This is a genomic window from Streptomyces sp. BR1 (genome assembly GCF_052373795.1).
Lineage (GTDB): Bacteria > Actinomycetota > Actinomycetes > Streptomycetales > Streptomycetaceae > Streptomyces.
In genome coordinates this window covers 5,307,361-5,330,206 of sequence record NZ_CM126252.1, presented here as the reverse complement: position 1 = coordinate 5,330,206, position 22,846 = coordinate 5,307,361, and the positions used below count along the sequence as shown (strand labels likewise).

Sequence of the window (22,846 nt, the reverse complement as noted above, 5' to 3'; positions counted from 1 at the left end):
ATTCAGTCGTTGGCGCCGAAGGTGACGGGCAGATTGGGGGCCGGGGCGCCGGTCGGCGGGACCTGGAGGGTCTTGAGCGCGAACTCCATCACCTGCTTGTAGATGGGGCCGCAGATCTGGCCGCCGAAGTAGCTGCCCTTGGTGGGGTTCTGGATGGCGCAGTAGACGGTGACGGCGGGCTTGTCGGCGGGGGCGAAACCGGCGAAGGACGCGGTGTAGCCGTGGTAGCGGCCGGTCTTGGGGTCTACCCGGTTGGCCGTGCCGGTCTTGCCCGCGACCAGGTACCCGGGAATCCGGGCCTTGACCCCGGTCCCCTCCTCGTCGCCGACGACCGACTCCAGCATCTGCGCCAGCGTCTTGGCGGTCTTCTCGCTGACCACCCGCGACTGCTTGGGCGCGGGCGCCGGGGCGAACCGGCCGTCGGGGCCCTTGGTGCCCCGTACGAGCGTCGGCTCGATCCGCACCCCGCCGTTGGCGATCGTCGAGTAGACGGAGGCCGCCTGCATGGCGTTGAGCGAGAGGCCCTGGCCGAAGCGGACCGTGTACTGCTGGGAGGTCGACCACTTCTGCGGCGGGGCGAGGATGCCGGGGGTCTCGCCGGGGTAGCCGAGGCCACTCGGGGAGCCGATGCCGAACTTGCGCAGATACGAGTAGAGGACCTGGTCGGCCTCGGCGTCGGTCTTGCCCAGCTGCTCGACCGCCAGGATCGTGCCGATGTTGCTGGACTTGGCGAGGACGCCGTTGAGCGTCAGGTTCCAGGTGGCGTGGTCGATGTCGTCCTTGAAGAGCCGGTCGCCCCGGTGCAGCCGGTTGGGCACGGTGACATGGGTCAGCGGCGTCGCCGCGTTCTCCTCCAGGACGGCCGCCATGGACATGACCTTGGCGGTGGAGCCGGGCTCGTACGCGTCCTGGACGGCGGCGTTGCCCATCGCGGCCCTGTTGGCCTGCGAGAGGTCGTTGGGGTCGAAGCCGGGGGCGTTGGCCATGGCCAGCACCTCGCCGGTGTCGGCGCGCTGGACCACCACATAGCCCCGGTCGGCCCGGGACTTGCGGACCTGGTCGGTGATGGCCTTCTGGGCCATCCACTGGATGTCCCGGTCGATGGTCAGCTCGACGCCGGAGCCGGGTACGGCCGGGGTCTCGTGGGTGCCCGCCGTCGGCACCCGGCGCCCGCCGGACTGGGCGTAGGTGATCTTGCCGTCCTGGCCGGCCAGGGCCTTGTCGAGCTGGGCCTCAAGGCCCCCGCCGCCCCGGCCCTCGGCGTTGACATAGCCCAGTATCCCGGCGGCGAGGTCGCCGTTGGGGTAGACCCGCTTGCTGCTGGACTCGTTGAAGACGCCGGAGAGCACATTGGCGCCGCGGCCGCCCTTGGCCAGGTCGGCGCGGGCCTTCTCGGCGAAGACCTTCTTCAGGTCCTTGATCTGGTTCCAGACCTGCGGGGTCTGGCGCCGGGCGAGGACCACATAGCGGCTCTTGGGCGTCTTCAGCTTCTTGGCGATCTCCTCCTGGTCCTTGCCGATCAGCGGCGACAGGAGGGCCGCGGCCTGCTCGGGCGCGTCGTCGGCCTTGCTGGAGGCGGGGGTGAACAGCGACGGGTCGGCGGTGATGTCGTACGCGTCGACGCTGGTGGCCAGGGCGACGCCGGAGCGGTCGGTGATCTCACCGCGCTCGGCGGGCAGCGCGTAGCTGGCGTACCGGTTCTTCTCCGCCTTGGCGGAGTACGCGCTGGCGTCGACCGCCTGCACCTGGAGCAGCCGTACCACGAAGGCGATCATGACGAGCGCGAGCAGCACGCTGACCAGGCGCAGCCGGGGCCGGGGACTGCCGAGCCTTATGCGGGTGGGGGCCTTGGGGCGGCGCGGCGCCGGGCGGGCCGCCGGACGCGGCCGCGCGGGCCCTGGCACCCGGCGGCGCGGAGGTTCCTGGGGGCTCACTGCGTCACCTGCCGGGGGTCGGGGAGGTCTTCGCGGGGGCGTGCGCCGGGGGCGCGGCGGGAGCGGCGTCGTGCGGCGGGACGGCTTGCGGGGTGCGCGTGGCCGGAGTGGCGGGTTCCGGGACCGGGTGCGCCTGCTCGGACGCGGGGTGCGTCGGGGAGGCGGCGGGGGCCTCGGTGGCCGGGACCGTCACCGCCGCGCCCTGGACCATCTCGGGGCTCAGCGCCGGGGACGGCTGGACGGAGCCAGCGGCCGGGACGCCCTTGACCGTGCCGTTCGGGTTGAGGAACAGGGGGCTGCCGCCGGGGACCATGCCGAGCTCGGTGGCCCGGCGCGAGAGCGCGTCGGGGGCGGACAGGCCGTCCACGTCGTGCTGGAGCGCCTGCTGCTCGTCGGTGAGCTCGGTGGTCTTGCGGCGCAGCTCGCTCAGTTTGAACGAGCCTTCGTTGAGCGAGGAGTTGAGCAGCAGCAGACTGATCAGGCCGCCGCCGAGGAGCGCCACGACCAGCAGCACGAACGGGGTGCGGGCGGCGCTGCGCCCGCCCGTCGAGGGCAGCAGCCTGCCGAGCCGCGCGGCCCGCCCCCTGAACTGCTTGGCCGGTTCGCTCACGAAATGTCCTCCCGGATGCGCTCCGCGCCCCTGCACCGGGCGGGGGCGGCCCGCCGGTTCTCGGCGATCTCCTCCTCCGTCGGCAGTTCGGCGCCTCGGGTCAGCAGCTTCAGACGCGGCTGGTACTGCTCGGGCACGACCGGCAGGCCGGGCGGCGCGGTGTTGGCCGCGCCCGCCGCGAAGACCTGCTTGACCAGCCGGTCCTCCAGCGAGTGGTACGAGAGCACCGCGATCCGGCCGCCCACGGCGAGCGCCTTCACCGCGGCCGGAATCGCCCGCTCCAGGACCGAGAGCTCGCCGTTGACCTCGATGCGCAGGGCCTGGAAGGTGCGCTTGGCCGGGTTGCCGCCGGTGCGCTTGGCGGCCTGCGGCAGCGAGTCGCGGATCAGCTCGACGAGCCGGGCGCTGTTGCTGAACGGCTCCTTCTCGCGCTCGCGGACGATCGCGGAGACGATCCGCTTGGCCTGCTTCTCCTCGCCGTACTGGCGCAGGATCCGCACCAGCTCGCCCGGCGGGTAGGTGTTCAGGACCTCGGCGGCGCTGACGCCGGTGGTCTGGTCCATACGCATGTCCAGCGGCGCGTCCTGCGCGTACGCGAAGCCGCGGTCGGCCTCGTCGAGCTGCATCGAGGAGACGCCGAGGTCGAAGAGGACGCCCTGGACGCGCGGGACGCCGAGGCGGTCCAGTACGTCCGGGAGCTCGTCGTAGACGGCGTGGACCAGCGTGGCGCGCTCTCCGAAGGGCGCCAGGCGCTCACCGGAGAGCCGCAGGGCCTCCTTGTCCCGGTCGAGGGCGATCAGGCGCGCCTCGGGGAACCGGGTGAGCAGGGCCTCGCTGTGGCCGCCGAGGCCCAGGGTGCAGTCGACGACGACCGCGCCCGGCTCGGTCAGGGCCGGGGCCAACAGGTCCAGGCACCGCTGGAGCATCACCGGGACGTGTCGACTCTGTCCCTCCCGTCGCCCACCGCCACCCTTGCAAGGAAGCGCTTCGCGCCCTGTCACTTTGGCCCTCTCAGGTCCGGCGGGGCGCCGCGCATACTGCCGGGCCCCCGCCCTCCCCCGGCTGACGCCGGGAGGTGCCCCTCTGTAAGGGGCGGGTCTGCTGGCGCCGGGGAAGTGGCGTCAGCCGACCGGCGAGCGGGAGGAGGCCGAGCCGTACGCACGCCGCGCACGCGGGGGGAAACTGTGCAACTGCTCTGTACTGCGGACACGAGGTGTGTCCCCGCAAGCGGGCCGGAGCGTGTCACCCCTCCCACTTCGCGTCACTTTAGTCCACCGGTCCTTTCGGTCAATCAACGGCCCAGCGCGTCGCGAGGTTCACTTTTCACCCGTACGGGTTACCGGTTAGCACGCTTGTGGGTTACCTCACAACCGACCGAGTTGACGGGATTTTTCCCTCCCCAGGACGCGACTGGACGATCTCCGACGACTACCGTCATAGACATGTCGACTCCTGCGCACCGCCCCGCAGAGCCCCCCGTCCGCCCCCACCTCGCGGTCAGTGACGGGGGAACCGTCACAGACCGGCTGGTCGACGCGAACCGCCGGTACGCGGACGCGTTCAGCGACCCGGGCATGGACGCCCGGCCGGTCCTCCGCGTCGCCGTCGTGGCCTGCATGGACGCCCGACTCGACCTGCACGCCGCCCTCGGCCTGGAGCTCGGCGACTGTCACACCATCCGCAACGCGGGCGGCGTGGTCACCGACGACGTCATACGGTCGCTGACCATAAGCCAGCGGGCGCTCGGCACCCGCAGCGTCATGCTCGTCCACCACACCGGCTGCGGCCTGGAGTCGCTCACCGAGGACTTCCGCCATGAGCTGGAGGACGAGGTCGGCCAGCGCCCCGCGTGGGCCGTGGAGTCCTTCCGCGACGTCGACCAGGACGTACGCCAGTCCATGCAGCGGGTGCGCACCTCGCCGTTCCTGCCGCACCTCGACGACGTACGCGGCTTCGTCTTCGACGTCACCACCGGTCTGCTGCGCGAGATCGACCCGGCGGACTGAGGCATCGGGCGGGTCCGCCGCACCGCTCCCGGGACAAGCGGAAGCATCGCTTCGGCATCTTTTCGCAGCGTCTTCGGGGACAAAAACACGGCAACCCCCGACATATCCCCTCCAGTTATCCACAGGCGAGTGACACAACCCGGCGACGGCAACAAGAATGCGGTGGTGACACCCCGTCCGAACGCCTCGGGCCAGGTGTCCGTATGTCGAGGTGGGCCGGGTCGCTCTCAGTGCGCCGGCCCACCAGGTAACTGGGGTATCCCTGCTCGATGAGCGCGGGGAAGGGCCGAGGAGGGCCGGGTGACGACCTATGACGAGCGAGCGAGCCTCACAGATCTGACCGCCACTGCGGAGCGTGTCCGCAGGTCGGTGGAGGGTGTGATCGAGGGCAAGCCCGAGGTCGTACGGCTCTCGCTGACCGTACTGCTCGCGGAGGGGCACCTCCTCATCGAGGACGTGCCCGGCGTGGGCAAGACCATGCTGGCCAAGGCGCTGGCGAAGTCCATCGACTGCTCGGTGCGGCGCATCCAGTTCACACCGGACCTGCTGCCGTCGGACATCACCGGTGTGTCGATCTACGACCAGCAGCGGCGGGACTTCGAGTTCAAGCCGGGCGCGATCTTCGCCCAGATCGTGATCGGCGACGAGATCAACCGCGCCTCGCCCAAGACCCAGTCGGCGCTCCTGGAGTCGATGGAGGAGCGCCAGGTCACCATCGACGGGCAGACCTACGAACTGCCCAGCCCGTTCATGGTGGTGGCCACCCAGAACCCGGTGGAGATGGAGGGCACCTACCCGCTCCCCGAGGCCCAGCGCGACCGCTTCATGGCCCGCGTCTCGATCGGCTACCCGTCGGCCGAGGCCGAGCTCCAGATGCTCGACGTGCACGGCGCGGTCTCGCCGCTGGACGATCTGCAGCCGGTGGCGCACGCGCACGACATCGTCAAGCTGGTCGACGCGGTCCGCAAGGTGCACGTCGCCGACGCGGTGCGCCGATACGCGGTGGAGCTGGTCGGGGCGACCCGCAGCCACCCCGACCTCAGACTCGGCGCCTCGCCGCGCGCCACGCTGCACCTGCTGCGCGCGGCCAAGGCGTCCGCCGCCCTGAGCGGCCGGGAGTACGCGCTGCCGGACGACGTCCAGGCGCTCGCCGTGGCCGTCCTCGCGCACCGCCTGCTGCCCACCGCCCAGGCCCAGTTGAACCGCCGCACCGCCGAACAGGTCGTCCTGGAGATCCTGCAGCGCACCCCTGTGCCGCAGGCCGGCGGCCCGCTCTACGGCCAGCAGCAGCCCGGCACCCGGCGGCTGTGATGGCCAGCGGCGGACCCTCGGCGGGAGCCGGACCCGAGGACGCCGAGAGGGGCGGCGCGCGCGCCGCCCTGTCCGGGCTCACCACCCGCGGCCGCTCGTTCCTGGCGGCCGGTATCGCCGCCGCGATCTGCGCGTACGTCCTGGGCCAGGAGGATCTGCTGCGGGTCGGGCTGCTGCTCGCCGTGCTGCCGCTGGTCTGCGTGACGGTCCTGTACCGCACGCGGTACCGGGTCGCGGGCAGCCGCCGCCTCTCCCCCGCGCGCGTGCCCGCGGGCTCCGAGGCCCGGGTGCATCTGCGGGTCGACAACGTCTCGCGGATGCCCACCGGCCTGCTCATGCTCCAGGACCGCGTTCCGTACGTGCTCGGGCCCCGGCCCCGGTTCGTCCTGGACCGGGTGGAGGCCGGGGGCAAGCGCGAGGTGTCCTACCGGGTCCGCTCGGATCTGCGCGGGCGCTATCCGCTCGGGCCGCTCCAGCTGCGGCTCACCGACCCGTTCGGGATGTGCGAGCTCACGCGCGCGTTCAGCGCGTTCGACACCCTCACGGTGATACCGCGCACCGAGCCGCTGCCGCCGGTGCGGCTGTCCGGCGAGGCCGCGGGGTACGGCGAGGGGCGCCACCGCTCGCTGGCGCTGGCCGGTGAGGACGATGTGATCCCGCGCCTGTACCGGCACGGCGACGACCTGCGCCGGGTCCACTGGCGCTCCACCGCGCGCTACGGCGAGCTGATGGTGCGCCGCGAGGAGCAGCCGCAGCGGGCCAGGTGCACGGTGCTGCTCGACACCCGTGACATCGCGTACGCGGGCGCGGGCCCCGACTCGGCCTTCGAATGGGCCGTCTCGGGCGCCGCCTCGGCGCTTGTGCACATGCTGGAACGGGGCTATTCCGTACGGCTGCTGACCGACACCGGCAGTGCGGTCCCGGGCGAGGGCGGCGGCGGGTTCGCCGGCTCCTCCCAGGACGCGACGGACTCGGCCGGGCTGATGATGGACACCCTCGCGGTCGTGGACCACTCCGACGGCGGCGGCCTCTCGCGCGCGTACGACGTGCTGCGCGGCGGCAACGAAGGGCTGCTCGTGGGGTTCTTCGGCGACCTCGACGAGGAACAGGCCGCGGTCGCGGCGAAGATGCGGCGGCGCAGTGGCGCGGCGGTCGCCTTCGTCCTCGACAGCGACCTGTGGACGCACGGCGCACCGCCGCCGGGCGGGCCCTCCCCGGCCGAGCGGTCGCTGCGGCTGCTGCGCGAGGCCGGCTGGACGGCGCTCGCCGTGCCGCCCGGCGCGCAACTCGCCGCGCTGTGGCGGCAGGCGGGTCATGAACGGACGGGTCTGGGCTCCTCCTTCGGCAGCGCCCCGCACACGTCGGGAACCTCGGGAATGTCGGGAGCATGGTCATGAGCGGGCGCGGACGGCTGGCGCTGTGCGCCTTCGCCGCCACGGTGATGGCGTCGTGCTCGCTGCTGCCGCTGGTCAATCCGGCTTCCTGGATCGTGCAGGCCGCGTTCCTGCTGGCGATCCAGAGCGGAGTGGGCATGCTGGCCCGGCGGGTGCCGCTGGCCCGGCCGCTCACGGTGCTGGTGCAGGCCGCGGTGACGCTGGTCGTGCTGACCCTGGTGTTCGCCCGGGACCAGGCACTCGGCGGGCTGCTGCCCGGCCCGGACGCCTTCGAGCAGCTCTCCACCCTGCTGGGCCAGGGCTCCGACGACGTCGGGCGGTACGCGATCCCGGCGCCCGCGACCGACGGCATCCGGCTGATGGTGGTCGGCGGCACGCTGGTGATCGGGCTCGCGGTGGACGCGCTGGCCGTCACCTTCCGCAGCGCCGCCCCGGCCGGGCTGCCGCTGCTCGCGCTCTACTCGGTGGCCGCGGGGCTTTCGAACGGCGGGGCGAGCTGGCTGTGGTTCGTGCTCGCGGCCGCCGGTTATCTGCTGCTCCTGCTCGCCGAGGGCCGCGACCGGCTCTCGCAGTGGGGGCGGGTGTTCGGCGGCGCCGCGCGCTCCAACCGGCCGCACACCCCGTTGGAGGCGGAGGGCTCCCCGCTCGCGCCGGTACGCACCGGACGGCGGATCGGCGCGCTCGCGCTCGGTATCGCCCTGGTGATCCCGGCCGCGCTGCCCGCCATGGGCAGCGGGCTGCTCGGCGCCGCCGGTGGCGGCAGCGGCGAGGGCGGCGGGGGCGGCACGATCTCGGCGGTCAATCCGCTGGTCTCGCTCCAGAACAGCCTCAACCAGCCCGAGAACCGCGAGGTCCTGCGCTATCGCACCAACGCGCAGGACACCCAGGACATGTATCTGCGGATCGTGGCGCTCGACCAGTTCGACGGCACCTCCTGGAAGTCGTCCGAGCGCAAGATCCGGGACGTGCCGGACGTGCTGCCGCAGCCCGAAGGGCTGAGCCCGTCGATCGGCACCGCCGAGATCAGGACGAGCGTGTCGGCCGCCGGCTGGTACAGCCAGAACTGGCTGCCGATGCCGTATCCGGCGACCAAGGTCGACATCGGCGGGCACTGGCGGTTCGAGCCGGCCGGCCGGACCCTGGTCGGCGACCGGGGGCAGACCACGCGCGGAGCGCAGTACCAGGTCAGCAGCCTGCAAGTGCGCCCGACGGCCGACCAGCTGGCCTCGGCGCCGCCCGCGCCCGGAGCGCTCGTACGGGAGTACACCCAGGTCCCGCCGTCCCTGCCGCGCGTGGTGAACGCCACCGCCCGCCAGGTCACCAAGGGTGCGACCAGCGACTACCAGCGGGCCGTGATGCTCCAGGACTGGTTCGCGGTGCGCGGCGGGTTCACATACGACACCCAGGTGGAGTCCGGCAGCGGTACGGAGGCGATAGCCCGCTTCCTCAAGGACAAGCAGGGCTTCTGCGTCCACTTCGCGTTCTCGATGGCCGCGATGGCCCGGACCCTGGGCATCCCGGCCCGGGTGGCGGTGGGCTTCACGCCCGGCGACCCGCGCCCGGACGGCACGATGTCGGTGGGGCTGCGGGACGCGCACGCGTGGCCCGAGCTGTACTTCGAGGGCGTGGGCTGGACCCGCTTCGAGCCGACCCCCTCGCGCGGTTACGCCCCCGACTACACCCGGCCGGACACCCCGTCGGGCTCGCCCACCAACCCGGTGAAGCCGTCCACAGGCCCGTCCGCGCAGCCCTCGGCCGAGCCGACCCCCTCGTCCTCCTGCTCGGCGCAGCAGCGCAAGCAGAACGACTGCGGCCCGGTCGCCCCGGCGGCCACCATGGGCGGCGGCGACAGCGGGACCCCGCTCGCCACGGTCGTAGCGGTCTCCCTCGGTGTGCTGGCCGCGCTGGGGCTGCCGCTGCTGCCCTGGCTGTGGCGGGTGCGGGTGCGGTCGAGGCGGCTCGGCGCGGGCGGCCACCCGGACGCCGATCCGACCGCCGCCACGCTGGCCGTGTGGCGGGAGATCATCGACACGGCCTGGGACCACGGCCTGGTCCCCGACGAGTCGCTGACTCCCCGCAAGGCCGCCGCGCGGATGGTGCGGCTGGGCCGACTGGACGGCACGGCGGCGGAGTCGGTGCACCGTGCGGCGAGCGCGGTGGAACAGGTGCTGTACGCGCCACGGCCGCAGCCGGTGGCGGACCTCGCCGAGGACGCCCACCGCACCCGCACGGGCCTGCGCGCCTCGGTCACCACCTGGACCCGCCTGCGCGCGAACCTGGCCCCGCGCTCGGCCGTACGGGTGCTGTGGTCGGCGTCGGCGCGCTGGGAGAAGACGACGGCGGGCCTGGCGGCGCGGGCGACGACGCTGATACGGAGGCCTTCGCGACAGCGGGGGTAGCACTGTTCGGCCCGTCCACGTACACCCGTACCGGGAACATGGCTGAGGGGTGATCACCTCACAGGTGATCACCCCTCAGCCACATCCAGGTGCAGGGCCGCCAGGCCTAGCGGCCGCCTTCGTCGCGGCGCCGCTGCCAGCGCTGCTCGATACGGTCCATCATCGACCGCTTCGGTGCGCGCGCGGCCTGCCGCCGCGTCGTACCTCCGCCGCCCGCCGGCTGCTCACCGCGCCGTGGCGCCTTGCGCCAGCCGGTGACCGCGAGCACGGCACAGCCGAGCATGATGAGGAACCCGACCACGCTGATCCAGATCCCCTGCTTGATACCAATCATGAGGAGCGCGATACCCACCAGGAAGCCAGCGACCGCCTGGTAGACCCGTCGTCGGGTGTACGTACGCAGCCCGCTTCCCTCAAGCGCTGTCGCGAACTTGGGATCTTCGGCGTACAGCGCTCGCTCCATCTGCTCGAGCATGCGCTGCTCGTGCTCCGAGAGCGGCACGGAGTCCTCCTACTCGTCGGTCGCGGGGGGCGACCGGATGCGGCCCCTTCAGGATAGGCAGGGAATCGCCCCCGTGAAACCCGCCCTCTACGCCAATTCGCCAATCCGAGCCGCCACGGCGGCTCGGCCGGTGGGGAGTCAATGCCCCATCGACCGACCCGCCATGCCGACCTTGTACCTCGATCATACGGGGCGAAGCCGCCGATCGGGCGGCCTGTGGCGTACTCCATGCGCTACTCCGTCCGGGACTGCGTCGCTGATCAGCGCCGGGACGGCCGGGCGCGGGCCCGCGGGTGCCGGGCGGGCGTTCGCCGGGTTCGCCCCGGATCGGCCCGCTCCGCCCGGCCGGGGTCAGGCGCGCTTCTCGCCCAGGACGTGGAGCTGGGTCGCCACGGCGTGGAACGCGGGCAGCTCGGCGGCCGCCGCCTCCAGCTTGAGCAGCGCGTCCAGGGCGCCCGGCTCGGTGTCCACCAGGACCCCGGGGACCAGATCGGCGAAGACCCGTACGCCGTGCACCGCGCCCACCTCGACGCCGGTCGCGGCGACGAGCGCGGTGAGCTGCTCGGCCGTGAACCGCCGGGGCACCGGGTCGCCGTCGCCCCAGCGCCCGGCCGGGTCGCCGAGCGCGCGACGGGCCTCGGTGAAGTGCCCCGCGAGCGCGCGGGCGAGCACCGCGCCGCCGAGTCCGGCGGCGAGCAGGCTGAGCGCGCCCTCGGACCGCAGCGCGTCCACCGCGTTGCGCACACCCTCGGCCGGGTCCTCGACGTATTCGAGGACGCCGTGGCACAGCACCGCGTCGTAGCCGCCGCGCTCGACCACGTCGAACAGGCCGAGCACATCGCCCTGGACACCGCGCACCCGGTCGGCCACCCCGGCCTCGGCGGCGCGGCGCTCCAGGGCGAAGAGCGCGTTGGGGCTGGGGTCGACCACGGTGACGCGGTGGCCGAGGCGGGCGACGGGCACCGCGAAGTTGCCCGAGCCGCCGCCGGTGTCGAGAACGTCCAACGCCTCGCGCCCGGTCGCCTTGACCCGGCGGTCGAGAGCGTCCTTGAGGACGTCCCAGACCACGGCGGTACGGAGGGAGGCGCGGGGGCGCATGGGGTCCGGCACGGCAGTTGACTCCTCGGCGCGGTGCCGCCGCGTGACGGCGGGGCAAATAACGGTGAAGACCCGTCCACCCTATTGCCTCGCGTGCCCGCCCCGGCTCATCCCCGCACCTCACCCCGCGCCCGCCCCGTGTCGCACCCCGGCCTCATCGCACGCCTCACCCCGCGTCCGGCTCCCGGGGCCTGGGCTGGGGCAGCAGCGGCTGGAGCACCAGGAGCCGTTCGACCAGGCGCAGGAACATGGCGGCGTCCCGGATCAGGTCGTCGGCGTCGCGGCCCGTCGCCGCACCCGGTATGCCCGCCTCGGCCCGGGCCCGGCGGGTGGCGCCCGAGGCGAACAGCGCGCTCCACTCGGCCAGTTCGGGCGCTATCTCGGACAGCACCTCCCACGCGGTCCGGATCCGGCGCCGCCGATGGGGCGCGGTCTCGGGGCGGCCGCGGGCGGCGAGCACGGCGGCGGCGGTGCGCAGCGCGGCCAGATGCGCCGTCGCGTACCGCTCGTTGGGGGTTTCCAGCACGGCGGCCTCGTCCAGACCGCTGCGGGCCTGGGCGAGCAGATCGAGGGCGGCGGGTGGTGCGCCGTCGCGGCGCAGCACGGGGTGGATGTCGCTCGCGGGACCGGTCAGTGAGGGGGCAGGGCCGGTGGAGCGGCGCCGGTGGGCGGCTGCCGCGCGATGGCTGGCCATGACGAACCTCCTGTCGTCGTGTGACGGCGCTGTGGCCGTATGTGTCCATCGTGAGGGCGACCACTGACAATCGGCCGTCGCGCACCCACAGGCCGCCTCCGAGACGCCAACGGCCCGCTTCCGGCCCGCCCTTGACCTGCCCCTTTGTCCCGTACGCAGGTTCGGGCTATCTTTTGTACTGACCAGTCAGTTCAAAAGTTCACCAGCACGAGGGGGGACCGTGGACAGCCCGCACGGGGCAGGCGTCAGCGCCGAGGACTTCGGACTCAAGGGCCCACGCGGCTGGGCCTTCCGGGGTGTGCGGCTGGACGCCGCGCCCGGCTCGCTCATCGCCGTCGAGGGGCCGTCCGGCTCGGGCCGCACCTGTCTGCTGCTCGCGCTCACCGGCCGTATGAAGCCCACCGAGGGCCACGCCGAGGTGGGCGGCGAGCGGCTGCCGCGCCGGATGGCCGCCGTGCGCCGGTTCAGCGCGCTGGGCCAGGTCCCGGGGGTCAGCGACCTCGACCCCGCCCTGACCGTCGCCGAGCACCTGCGGGAACGGGCGCTGCTGGGGCGCTGGTTCGACGGTTCCGTACGCGCCCTGCTGCGCTCGCCCGCCGAGCGGCGGGCCGAGGCGAAGGCCGCGATCGCGCGGGCGCTGAAGGAGGCCGGGCTCGACCTCGACACCCTGCCCAAGGGCGAGCGCACCTCGGTGCGGGATCTGGAGCGCCTGGAGGCGCTGCGGCTGTCCCTCGCGCTCGCGCTGATCGGCCGCCCCCGCCTCATCGGCGTGGACGACATCGACCTGAAGCTCTCCGACGCCGAGCGCGCCGAGGCCTGGGCGCTGCTGCGGTCGGTGGCGGACGCCGGTACGACGGTGGTCGCCGTCTGCAGCCAGGCGCCCGAGGGCGCCGACATCACCGTACGTAGTACGGAAGAAGACCACGACGTACACACGGACACGGACACGACCGGGCCGGTCTCGGGGGACGAGGCGCGGGAGAAGGACGAGGAGGGGGCGGGGGATGCGTTCGCCGAAACTGGCCGCGCTTGAGCTCAAGCGGTTCGGCAGAGGGAAGATGCCGCGCGCCGCGCTGGTGGCCCTTCTGCTGCTGCCGCTTCTGTACGGCGGGCTCTACCTGTGCTCGTTCTGGGACCCGTACGGTCGGCTCGACAAGGTGCCGGTCGCGCTGGTCAACGAGGACAAGGGCACGACCGCGGGCGGCCAGAAGGTCGCCATGGGCGACGGGATCGCCGAGCGGCTGCGCACGAGCAAGACGTTCGACTGGCACGAGGTCAGCGACGCCGAGGCGCGCAAGGGCGTCGAGGACGGCACGTACTACCTGTCGCTGACGATGCCCGCCGACTTCAGCAAGAGGATCGCGTCGAGCTCCGGGGACTCCCCCGAGACCGGCGCCCTCCAGGTGCGCACCAACGACGCCAACAACTACATCGTCGGGTCGATCTCCCGCACGGTCTTCTCCGAGGTGCGCTCGGCGGCCTCCGCCAAGGCGTCCCGTACGTTCCTCGACAAGATCTTCATCTCGTTCTCCGACCTCCACGACGCCACCGAGAAGGCCGCCAAGGGCGCCGCCGACCTCAAGGGCGGCCTCGGCAAGGCGAAGAAGGGCTCCAAGGACCTCGCGGACGGGCTCAACGACGCCAAGGACGGCAGCGACAAGCTGGCGGGCGGCATCAAGAAGCTCAACTCCGGCTCCGCCGACCTGGAGGACGGCGCCCGGCAGGTCGCCGCGGGCACCCAGACCCTCGCGGACAAGGTCAACGGCGCGGCGGACAAGGCGCGTCCGTTCCTCAAGGAGAACGCCAAGGCGATCGGCGACACGGCCAAGCTGGTCGACGACTCGGTGCAGCCGGTACGCGACCACCTCGCCGAGGTCGTCAAGGCGGCGCCCGGCGCCGCGTCCGCGTCCCGCAAGGCGTCCGAGCGCCTGGACGGCGACTACAAGGCGCTGTGCCGGTCCACCGCGACGCCCGGCACCTTCTGCCCGCAGCTGAAGGACGCCAAGGACGCGGCGGCCACCGTCGCGACCATCGCCGACGACCTGAACACCGTGGTCAAGGACCAGAACAGCGACGTCAAGACGCTCGACCGGAACCTCGCCGACCTCCAGAAGCAGGCGCGCAGGCTCGCCGCGAACGCCCCGACGCTCGCCACGGACCTCGACAAGGCCGTCGGCGACGTGAACGCCCTCAACAAGGGCGCCAAGCAGGTCGCCAAGGGCGCGGGCACCCTGCACACGGGCCTGGCCACCACCAAGTCGGGCGCCGGTGAACTCGACACGGGCGTCGGCAAGCTCAAGAAGGGCGCGGGAACCCTCGACGGCGGGCTGCTCAAGCTCTCCGACGGCTCCGCCGAGCTCGCGGGCGGTCTGCACGACGGCGTCGGCAAGATCCCCGACTACGACAAGCAGGACCGCGACAAGCGCACCGGCGTCATGGCCGACCCGGTCCAGCTCGCCTCGCACGCGCTGCACAAGGCGCCCAACTACGGCACCGGCTTCGCCCCGTACTTCATCCCGCTCTCCCTGTGGGTGGGCGCGATGGTCGCGTACATGCTGATCCAGCCGATGAACCGGCGCGCGCTCGCGGCGGGCGCCTCGGCGTGGCGGATCGCGCTGGCGGGCTGGCTGCCGGTGGCGGCGGTCGGGGTGCTCCAGGTCGGCGCGCTGATGGCGGTGCTGCACTTCGGGCTCGGCCTGGAGATGGAGCGCGCGGCCGGGACGATCGGTTTCCTGGTGCTGGTCTCGGGCTGCTTCGCAGCCATCGTGCAGTGGCTCAACGCCCGCTTCGGAGCGGCCGGACGCATCCTGGTGCTCGCGGTCCTGATGCTCCAGCTGACCTCGGCCGGCGGCACCTATCCGGTCCAGACGAGCCCGGCGTTCTTCAACGCGATCCACCCGTATCTGCCGATGAGTTACGTGGTGGACGGGCTGCGGCGGCTGATCACGGGCGGCGGGCTCGGACCGGTCTGGCAGGCGTGCGCGGTGCTGGCCGCGTTCACAGCGGGCTCGCTGGCCCTGACCGCGCTCTCGGCCCGCAAGAAGCAGGTCTGGACCCTGGACCGGCTCCACCCCGAGCTGAGCCTGTGAGGGGCGAGGACCTGTGACAATCGACCGCATGGACAGCAGCACCAGACGGCAGGCGACCCGGCAGAAGCTCTACGAGGCGGCGGTGACGCTCATCGCCGAGCAGGGTTTCTCGGCCACCACCGTGGACGAGATCGCCGAGCGCGCCGGAGTCGCCAAGGGCACGGTCTACTACAACTTCAAGAGCAAGACCGAGCTCTTCGAGGAGCTGCTGCGGCACGGCGTCGGGCTGCTGACCGCTTCATTGCAGGATGCGGCCGACGCCACCCACGCGCGCGGTGGCACCCGGGTCGAGGCGCTGGACGCCATGATCCGGGCCGGTCTGGAGTTCATCCACCGGTACCCCGCCTTCACCCAGCTGTACGTGGCGGAGCTGTGGCGAACCAACCGGGCCTGGCAGTCCACCCTGATGGTGGTCCGCCGGGAGGCGGTGGCCGTGGTCGAGACGGTGCTGCGGGAGGCCGTCGCGGAGGGCGAGCTGAGCGAGGAGATCGACATCCCGCTCACGGCGGCCGCGCTGGTCGGGATGGTCCTGGTGGCCGCGCTCGACTGGCAGGCGTTCCAGAGCGAGCGCTCCCTCGACGAGGTGCACGCGGCGCTCTCACGGCTGCTGCACGGGCGGGTCAGCGGGCGCTGACGAGCTGAAGGCGCGCGCCACGAAGGGGGCCGGGCCGGGCTGCTGAGCCCCGGCACGCCCCCTCCACGGGGTCTCCCCCGTACCCCGTTCGTCAGGGGAGGCGCGCCGTTCCGCCGCCCCGTGTCGGCGGTCCGGACGCGTCTGCCCCCTCCGTGCGCTCCACTCTCCCGTTCGCACAGGTGGCACCCCATCCGCGCAACTACTCATCTCATGTTCTAAGTACGCGTACTCAGGCGTCCGTGCTCAACCTCAGCCACGGCAAAGTCGGAATCGTTACGATCATGTCCGTGTCCGTTCTCCCCTTGGTATTCACCAGCGGCTGGGCCAGTGGGGTCAACGCGTACGCGGTGGTCCTGCTGCTCGGCGTCTTCGGCGCGACCGGCGTCACCGACCAGGTGCCCGACGCGCTCCAGCGCCCCGACGTCCTGATCGCCGCGGGCGTGCTGTTCCTCTGCGAGGCCGTCGCCGACAAGATCCCGTACGTCGACTCGGTCTGGGACTCCGTGCACACGGTGATCCGGCCGATCGCCGGAGCCGTGGTGGGCGCGCTGCTCGCCGGGCAGAGCGGGTCGCTGTCCGACATCGCGGCGGGCGCCGTCGGCGGCTCCAGCGCCCTCCTGAGCCATGTGGTGAAGGCCGGGACGCGGATGGCCGTGAACACCTCGCCCGAGCCGTTCAGCAACATCGCGCTCAGCACGGCCGAGGACCTGGGCGTGGCCGCGCTCATAAGCTTCGCGATCTTCCACCCGCTGGCGGCCGCGATCATCGCGGGCGCTCTGCTCCTGATCGGCCTGGTGATACTGGTCGTCCTGTGGCGTCAGATCCGCCGCTTCCGGCGCCGCCGCGCCCAGCGCCGCGAGGAGAAACGCCTGGCTGCGGCGGGTGGAGCGGGTCCCGACCGCTAGGGCCTGTCCGATGGATCCTGCCTGGGACGCGCGGGCCTGGCACGCACATCTGCCGCGTTGTCGTCGGTTGCCGACTCCCCCAAGTTCTCGGCTCCGCTCGAACAGGGGGCACCCCCATCGCGTCGCCGCCCTCCTCCGCCTTGCAGCTGCACGCACCAGACCCCCGCTCACCAGCACCGAAAACGCATCCCGCGCCGAGGGTGGCCAGATCCACCGGACAGACCCTAGGCCTGCCCGACCCCGTTGTCAGTGGCGGCGGATAAAGTCCCCGGCATGGCAAGGATTGCGGTGATCGGCGCCGGAATGGGCGCCATGGCGGCTGCCGCCCGGCTGGCCGTGGCGGGCAACCGGGTGACGGTGTACGAGCGCACGTCGACGTACGGCGGGGCGCTGGGGCGGTACGAGCGGGACGGGTTCACCTTCGACACCGGCCCCGGTCTGCTGCGCCTGCCCGCGGTCTACCGGGATCTGTTCCTCAAGACCGGCAAGGAGCCCCTGGAGGACCGCGTCGAGCTCGCGCCGACGGACCCCGCCTCCCGGCACCTCTTCGCCGACGGCACCGCGCTCTCGCTGCCCAACGCCTCGCGCGCGGGCGTGGTCTCGGCCCTCGACGCGGCGCTCGGCGCGGGCGCGGGCGAGACGTGGGGCGACTTCCTGGGCCGCGCGCGGGACGCCTGGGACCGCTCGCGCCGGCCGCTCCTGGAAGAGCCGCTGTGGCCCGACTGGCAGGTCCTGGCCCGCGATCCCTATCCGGCGCCCAAGCAGCGCCGCCTGCTGCGCTCCCCGCGCCAGGCGAGCACCCTGGCCGAGGTCGGCGCCTGGGAACTGGGCGACCCCCGGCTCGCCACGCTGCTGAGCGGCTACGCGCTGGCGGAGGGCCTGGACCCGCGCACCGCCCCGGCGAGCGCGGCCCTGCTGCCGTATCTGGAGCAGACGTTCGGCAGCTGGTACGTGCGCGGCGGCATGCGGGAGCTGGCGCGCGCGGTGTACGAGCGGTGTCTGGCCCGGCGGGTCACGTTCGTCTTCGACGCCGAGGTCACCGGGATCCACGAGAAGGACGGCCGCGCGGCGGGTGTGGAGCTCGCCGACGGCACCGTGCAGGAGGCCGACTCGGTGGTACTCGCCGCCCAGCCCCGCCCCGGCACCGGCCCGCTGCGGGAGCGCGAGCCCTGGCAGGAGGGCGATGTGCGGCCGCGCGAGACGCCCACCCCCGGCCGGTTCACGGTGCTGCTCGCGCTGCGCGGCGAGCGCCCCGCGGACACGGTGCACCGTACGGTGGTCCACTCCCCCGACCCGGCGGCGGAGGCGGCCTCGGTCTTCGCCACCCGCCACCCGGCGATACGGCCGACGGTGACGGTGCTGCGGCCCGACGACCCCACCACCCGTCCGGACGACGGCCACGAGGCCGTCACGCTGACCGCGACGGCGGCCCCGCACGGCCCGGTCGACTGGACCGACACGGAGCTGCGCGAGCGGTACGCGGACACGCTGACGGAGATCGCCGAGGCGGCGGTGCCGGGGCTGCGGGAGCGGACGCTGTGGCGCGTGGTGCGCACACCCGCCGAGACGGCGGCCGAGACGGGCGCCGAGGGCGGCTCGGTCCCGGCACCCTCGCTCGCGGGGGCGCGCGCCCACCATCTGCACCCCGGCAACCGGACCCGGCTGCCCGGGCTCTACCTCGCGGGCGGCTGGGCCCACCCCGGCGGCGGGCTGGCGCACGCGGGGATGTCCGGGTCGCTGGTGAGCGGTCTGATCGTGGAGGGCGACGACTTCCGCGGCTCGCAGTGAGCGAAGCGGCTGGAGCGGGCAGGCGGGCCGGGGCATCTCACCGGCGCCGCCCGGCCTCGGCACTCACTCCATGACCGTCACTCAATAGCGGTACGGATGCTGCTCGTTGGTGTAGCCGTTGCCGGTGCCGTACGTGCCGCCCGGCGGGTACGGCGGGGGCTGCTCCTCGCCGTACTGCTGCTGCTCGCCGTCGCGCTGCTGCGGCACCCACACGCCCCCGGGCGGTGTGTCCATGCCGTACTGCTGGGTGTAGGGGTCGCCGTAGGGCTGCTGGGGCGCGGCATAGACGTCATAGGCGCCGTACCCCTGAGTGGTGCCGCTGCCGATGTACGGGTCGGAGTACGCGGCGTACTGCTGCTGCCCGCTCTCCGTGCCGTAGCCGTACTGACCCGCGTACGGGTCGCTGTACGGCTGCTGTCCGGCGTCGTAGCCGTACGGCTGCTGGGCGTTGGCGTAGGCCGTCTCGGTGTAGATGCCGTACTGGCCGGTCTCGTCGGGCAGCGGCTGCGGCTCGTAGACGGAGCCCGCCTGCGTGGCCGTGGCCGGATCGGTGGCATCGGCGTCGGTCTTGTGCTGACCGTCGAAGCCGTCGGCCGGGGCCTCGGACTCGTCGCGCATGTCCGAGACCTGGAGCACCGGGTCCTGGAGCGGCGCCGCCTTCCCGCCCGCGCGGCGACGGCGGCTGGCGCCCGGCCTGCCGCCGACCGCCCACCCGGTCGAGAAGCCCCGGCGGAACGAGAGGGTGACGTACGTCTGGCCGACCGCGAAGGCGATGGCACCCACGATGATCACGAACACGGACGGGAGGAGCACGCCGAGGACCACGCACATGAACCCCGCGAAGGCCAGCAGCCGCCAGCGCAGCCGCGCCTTGTACTGCAGGAGCACCTCGCCGAGCAGCCAGAGCGCGACGATGCCGAACGCGATGTAGAGGACCGCCCAGCCCATGTACGCCCCTCTTCCCACGGCCGCCGCCCCCTTGGCGGGACGGCCGGCCGGTACGCCTGATGCGACAGATCAGGGCTGCTGGTGCAGTCCCAGATTCTCGTAGATTTCGAGCGTCGCCGTGGAGTTGTTGAGGGTAATGAAATGCAACCCGGGTACGCCATCGGCGAGCAGCCGCGCGCAGAACTCCGTGGCGAACTCGATGCCAATGGAGCGTACAGCGGCCGCGTCGTCCTTGACCGCGAGGATCCGCTCTTTCAGCTCGGGCGGGAATTCGGCGTTGCTCAGCTGCGGCAGCCGCTCCAGCTGCTTCACGCTGGTCACGGGCATGACCTCGGGGATGATCGGGGTCGTGCAGCCCGCCGCTGCCACCTTGTCGCGCAGCCGCAGATAGCTCTCGGGGCGGAAGAACATCTGGGTGATCGCGTAGTCGGCGCCCGCGCGGCACTTGTCGACGAAGTGCCGTACGTCGGTGTCCCATTCGCTGGAGCGCGGGTGCATCTCGGGGAAGGCCGCGACGCCGACGCAGAAGTCGCCGGACTCCTTGATCAGCCGAACGAGGTCGGCCGCGTACGTCACACCGTCCGGGTGCCGGACCCAGTCGCCCATCGGGTCGCCGGGCGGGTCGCCCCGGACCGCGAGGATGTTGCGGATGTCGGCGTCCGCGTACTGCCCGATCATGTTGCGCAGCTCGGCGACGGAGTGGCCGACGGCCGTGAGGTGCGCGACCGGGGTCAGCGTCGAGTCGGCCGCGATCTGCTCGGTCGCCTTGACCGTGCCGGAGCGGGTGGAGCCGCCCGCGCCGTAGGTCACGGAGACGAAGCTCGGGGCGACCGCCTCGACCCGGCGCAGCGCGTTCCAGAGGTTCCGCTCGCCCTTCTCGGTCTTGGGCGCCCAGAACTCGAACGAATACGTCGTCTCACCGGACGCGAGCATCTCGCGCACGGTGCGCGCGCGATGAGTCCTGGTGGAAGCTGTGCCAAGGGCCATACTCGCAGGTTAGCCAGGCCCCGCCGGTCGCCCAACAAGGCGAAGGTAATTTGTCCGCATTGCCGGACTCTTGTCCACCCCTCGGACAAATGACCTTTACCGAGCCACCGCGCGTTCACGTATGCGCTTCGCGAGGTTCGCCGTCGCCTCGGCGGGGTCGTCCGCCTCGGTGATCGCGCGGACGACCACGATCCGGTCGGCGCCCGCGTCCAGGACCTCGTCGAGGTTGGCGGCGTCGATGCCGCCGATGGCGAACCAGGGCCGCGCGGTGCCCAGCGAGGTCGTGTAGCGCACCAGGTCCAGGCCCGGGGCATGGCGGCCCGGCTTGGTCGGGGTCGGCCAGCAGGGGCCGGTGCAGAAGTAGTCCACACCCGGCTCCACTGCGGCCGCGAAGGCCTCCGCGTCGGCGTGGGTGGAGCGGCCGATCAGGACCTCGTCGCCGAGGATCGCGCGGGCGGCCGGGACCGGCAGATCGCCCTGGCCCAGGTGCAGCACGTCCGCGCCGATGGCGTGCGCCACGTCCGCCCGGTCGTTGACCGAGAGCAGCTTGCCGTGCCGCCGGCACGCGTCGGCGAAGACGGCCAGGTGCTCCAGCTCCTCGGCGGCCTCCATGCCCTTGTCCCGCAGCTGCACGATGTCCACGCCCGAGGACAGCACCGCGTCCAGGAACGCGGGCAGGTCGCCCTGGCGCCTGCGCGCGTCCGTGCAGAGGTAGAGCCGGGCGTCGGCGAGCTGCTCACGGGCCGTGGGCATGAAGGTCCCCCGTTGGGTCCGGTGCGGTACGGACCGGACGAGCCGGTCCGTACCCACCTGTCGAACGTGTCGGTCAGACGGCGAGCGCCTGGGCGCGGCGCTTCACCTCCGTGCCGCGATTCTCGCTCAGGGCCTGCGCGGGGGTGCCGGGCAGGGTCGGGTCGGAGGTGAAGAGCCACTCCAGCATCTCTTCGTCGGAGTAGCCGTCGTCCCGCAGCAGCGTCAGGGTCCCGGCGAGGCCCTTGACGACCTTGTCGCCGTCGATGAAGGCGGCGGGCACCTGCAGCGTCCGGTTCTCACCGCGGCGCACGGCGATGAGCTGGCCCTCCTTGACCAGCTGCCGCACGCGCGTCACCTCGACATCGAGCATCTCCGCGATGTCGGGGAGGTGGAGCCAGGCGGGGACGAGTGCATCGGTTTTTGCGTCAATCTCGGTCACGGGACAAGCCTGCCATCTGCCACTGACAGCCGGTAGCCGGAGCTCAGCCAGCTGCCGTCCTGAGGGGGACCGACGGGTCGGCGGCGCGGGCCGGATCCAGTGCCGCACCTGCCTCGATGAGCTTGCGGCCCTGCGCCAGATCGCGCGGTCGGCCGACGGCCAGGAGGGCGACGAGCACCCCGTCCCGCAGCCAGCACACCGTCCAGGCGGCGCCCGACGGGTCGCCCCGCCACAGCAGCCGGTCGGCGCCGCGGTGGTGGCCGACGTACTGCACGAACCGCCCGAACTGCTCCGACCAGAAGTACGGCACCGGGTCGTACGGCCGCACCGCCTCGCCGACGATGTCCGCGGCGACCGTGCGCGGCCCCTGGAGGGCGTTGTCCCAGTGGTGGATGAGCAGCCGCTCTCCGTACCTTCCCGAAGGGAAGGAGGCGCAGTCGCCGACCGCGTACACATCGGGCAGCGAGGTGCGCAGCCGGTCGTCGGCCGTGATGGCGCCTTCCCGGCCGCGCTCGATGCCGGTGTCCTCCAGCCAGTCGGTGGTGGGGCGGGCGCCGATGCCGACGACGACCGCGTCGGCGTCCAGGCGCCGCCCGTCGGCGAGGAGGACGGCGCCGGGTTCGAGGGCCGCCACGCGCGCGTGGGTGAGCAGTTCGGCGCCGCTCTCCGCGTACCAGGCGGCCATCGGCTCGGTGACCTCGGCGGGCAGCGCGCCCGCCAGCGGTCGCTCGGCTGCCTCGACGACGGTGACCGCGCAGCCCGCCTCGCGTGCGGCGGTGGCGAACTCGGCGCCGATCCAGCCCGCCCCCACGACCACGATCCGCCGCTGGTCGCCGAGGACCGCGCGCAGCCGCCCGGCGTCGTCCAGGGTGCGCAGCAGATGCACATCGGGCAGGTCCGAAATACCCGGCAGGGTGATGGGCTCCGCACCGGACGCGATCACCAGGACGTCGTACGGGACGGGCCCGGCCACGGTGTCGACCTCGTGCTCACGCGCGCGTACGCCGGTGACGCTCTCACCAAGGCGCAGCTCCACACCGAGCCCTTCGAAGTCCACCTCGAAGGCCGAGCCCTCCGCCTTGCCGAGCAGCACCGCCTTGGAGAGCGGGGGCCGGTCGTACGGCTGGTGGGGCTCGGCCCCGATGAGGGTGATCCGGCCCGGAAAGCCCTGTTCACGCAGGGCCACCGCCGTCTGGACGCCGGCCATGCCCGCGCCGACGACGACCACGTGCCGCTGTTCCGCATGCGTCTGCTGTTCGCTCACCCGATCACCATAAACATCTGACACAGCGTCAGGTACCCCGGCTTGGACGCTCCCTACTGCCGAGGGGGCGCTGGGGTTAGTCTGGCCGACG

The 22,846-nt window shown here is 72.7% G+C and carries 20 protein-coding genes; 9 read left to right on the top strand and 11 right to left on the bottom strand.

Annotated features, from left to right (window positions below):
* Nucleotides 1-2: 2 nt before the first annotated feature.
* From ACT1U9_RS23225 to rsmH, 3 genes are read right to left on the bottom strand one after another with little or no spacing between them, the layout of a single operon-like run.
* Complete coding sequence (locus ACT1U9_RS23225; protein ID WP_444534600.1) at nt 3-1,934, bottom strand: peptidoglycan D,D-transpeptidase FtsI family protein; 1,932 nt, start codon at nt 1,932-1,934, stop codon at nt 3-5.
* A gap of 4 nt (nt 1,935-1,938) precedes the next feature.
* The gene (locus ACT1U9_RS23220; RefSeq protein ID WP_444534599.1) at nt 1,939-2,544 is read right to left on the bottom strand and encodes a septum formation initiator; all 606 of its coding nucleotides are present in this window, start codon (nt 2,542-2,544) and stop codon (nt 1,939-1,941) included.
* On the bottom strand, nt 2,541-3,470 hold the full coding sequence (gene rsmH / locus ACT1U9_RS23215) for a 16S rRNA (cytosine(1402)-N(4))-methyltransferase RsmH (protein ID WP_444534598.1): 930 nt from the start codon (nt 3,468-3,470) through the stop codon (nt 2,541-2,543). The genes ACT1U9_RS23220 and rsmH overlap by 4 nt, the downstream gene beginning before the upstream one ends.
* Before the next feature lie 516 nt (nt 3,471-3,986).
* Between rsmH and ACT1U9_RS23210 the strand changes: the two genes are divergently transcribed.
* From ACT1U9_RS23210 to ACT1U9_RS23195, 4 genes are all read left to right on the top strand, one after another.
* Nucleotides 3,987-4,550, top strand: a complete 564-nt coding sequence (locus tag ACT1U9_RS23210) for a beta-class carbonic anhydrase (RefSeq protein ID WP_444534597.1) — start codon at nt 3,987-3,989, stop codon at nt 4,548-4,550.
* A gap of 300 nt (nt 4,551-4,850) precedes the next feature.
* Nucleotides 4,851-5,861, top strand: a complete 1,011-nt coding sequence (locus tag ACT1U9_RS23205) for an AAA family ATPase (protein WP_188274113.1) — start codon at nt 4,851-4,853, stop codon at nt 5,859-5,861.
* Nucleotides 5,861-7,258 carry a DUF58 domain-containing protein gene (locus tag ACT1U9_RS23200; RefSeq protein WP_444534596.1) on the top strand — a complete coding sequence of 466 codons (1,398 nt, stop codon included), beginning with the start codon at nt 5,861-5,863 and terminating at the stop codon, nt 7,256-7,258. Before ACT1U9_RS23205 ends, ACT1U9_RS23200 begins: the two co-directional genes overlap by 1 nt.
* Nucleotides 7,255-9,654, top strand: a complete 2,400-nt coding sequence (locus ACT1U9_RS23195; RefSeq protein WP_444534595.1) for a transglutaminase TgpA family protein — start codon at nt 7,255-7,257, stop codon at nt 9,652-9,654. The genes ACT1U9_RS23200 and ACT1U9_RS23195 overlap by 4 nt, the downstream gene beginning before the upstream one ends.
* Before the next feature lie 106 nt (nt 9,655-9,760).
* Here the strand turns inward: ACT1U9_RS23195 and ACT1U9_RS23190 are convergent, their stop codons facing one another.
* From ACT1U9_RS23190 to ACT1U9_RS23180, 3 genes are all read right to left on the bottom strand, one after another.
* Nucleotides 9,761-10,156, bottom strand: a complete 396-nt coding sequence (locus ACT1U9_RS23190; protein WP_444534594.1) for a DUF3040 domain-containing protein — start codon at nt 10,154-10,156, stop codon at nt 9,761-9,763.
* Between the two features lie 351 nt (nt 10,157-10,507).
* Nucleotides 10,508-11,266: a class I SAM-dependent methyltransferase gene (locus ACT1U9_RS23185; protein WP_361428099.1), complete on the bottom strand. Its 759-nt coding sequence runs from the start codon at nt 11,264-11,266 to the stop codon at nt 10,508-10,510.
* Between the two features lie 154 nt (nt 11,267-11,420).
* Nucleotides 11,421-11,948 carry an SAV_6107 family HEPN domain-containing protein gene (locus ACT1U9_RS23180; RefSeq protein WP_444534593.1) on the bottom strand — a complete coding sequence of 176 codons (528 nt, stop codon included), beginning with the start codon at nt 11,946-11,948 and terminating at the stop codon, nt 11,421-11,423.
* Nucleotides 11,949-12,168: 220 nt separating this feature from the next.
* Between ACT1U9_RS23180 and ACT1U9_RS23175 the strand changes: the two genes are divergently transcribed.
* The 5 genes from ACT1U9_RS23175 to ACT1U9_RS23155 all read left to right on the top strand — a co-directional run bounded on the left by ACT1U9_RS23175 (nt 12,169) and on the right by ACT1U9_RS23155 (nt 18,364).
* Complete coding sequence (locus ACT1U9_RS23175) at nt 12,169-12,981, top strand: ATP-binding cassette domain-containing protein (protein WP_444534592.1); 813 nt, start codon at nt 12,169-12,171, stop codon at nt 12,979-12,981.
* Complete coding sequence (locus ACT1U9_RS23170) at nt 12,953-15,037, top strand: YhgE/Pip family protein (RefSeq protein ID WP_444534591.1); 2,085 nt, start codon at nt 12,953-12,955, stop codon at nt 15,035-15,037. The genes ACT1U9_RS23175 and ACT1U9_RS23170 overlap by 29 nt, the downstream gene beginning before the upstream one ends.
* Before the next feature lie 28 nt (nt 15,038-15,065).
* On the top strand, nt 15,066-15,671 hold the full coding sequence (locus ACT1U9_RS23165) for a TetR/AcrR family transcriptional regulator (protein WP_444534590.1): 606 nt from the start codon (nt 15,066-15,068) through the stop codon (nt 15,669-15,671).
* Nucleotides 15,672-15,958: 287 nt separating this feature from the next.
* Nucleotides 15,959-16,576 (top strand): DUF4126 domain-containing protein, encoded by a 618-nt coding sequence (locus ACT1U9_RS23160; protein ID WP_444534589.1) that lies wholly within the window; start codon nt 15,959-15,961, stop codon nt 16,574-16,576.
* Nucleotides 16,577-16,849: 273 nt separating this feature from the next.
* Nucleotides 16,850-18,364, top strand: coding sequence for a phytoene desaturase family protein (locus tag ACT1U9_RS23155; RefSeq protein ID WP_444534588.1), 1,515 nt, complete (start codon nt 16,850-16,852; stop codon nt 18,362-18,364).
* Nucleotides 18,365-18,445: 81 nt separating this feature from the next.
* Here the strand turns inward: ACT1U9_RS23155 and ACT1U9_RS23150 are convergent, their stop codons facing one another.
* The 5 genes from ACT1U9_RS23150 to ACT1U9_RS23130 form a co-directional block, all read right to left on the bottom strand.
* Nucleotides 18,446-19,312 (bottom strand): hypothetical protein, encoded by an 867-nt coding sequence (locus ACT1U9_RS23150; protein ID WP_444534587.1) that lies wholly within the window; start codon nt 19,310-19,312, stop codon nt 18,446-18,448.
* Nucleotides 19,313-19,381: 69 nt separating this feature from the next.
* Complete coding sequence (gene metF, locus ACT1U9_RS23145; protein WP_188274101.1) at nt 19,382-20,299, bottom strand: methylenetetrahydrofolate reductase [NAD(P)H]; 918 nt, start codon at nt 20,297-20,299, stop codon at nt 19,382-19,384.
* A 96-nt stretch (nt 20,300-20,395) separates the two neighbouring features.
* Nucleotides 20,396-21,052 carry a thiamine phosphate synthase gene (gene thiE / locus ACT1U9_RS23140; protein WP_444534586.1) on the bottom strand — a complete coding sequence of 219 codons (657 nt, stop codon included), beginning with the start codon at nt 21,050-21,052 and terminating at the stop codon, nt 20,396-20,398.
* Nucleotides 21,053-21,125: 73 nt separating this feature from the next.
* Nucleotides 21,126-21,491: an Rv2175c family DNA-binding protein gene (locus tag ACT1U9_RS23135; RefSeq protein ID WP_101387944.1), complete on the bottom strand. Its 366-nt coding sequence runs from the start codon at nt 21,489-21,491 to the stop codon at nt 21,126-21,128.
* Nucleotides 21,492-21,534: 43 nt separating this feature from the next.
* Nucleotides 21,535-22,755: an NAD(P)/FAD-dependent oxidoreductase gene (locus ACT1U9_RS23130; protein ID WP_444534585.1), complete on the bottom strand. Its 1,221-nt coding sequence runs from the start codon at nt 22,753-22,755 to the stop codon at nt 21,535-21,537.
* Nucleotides 22,756-22,846 lie beyond the last annotated feature (91 nt).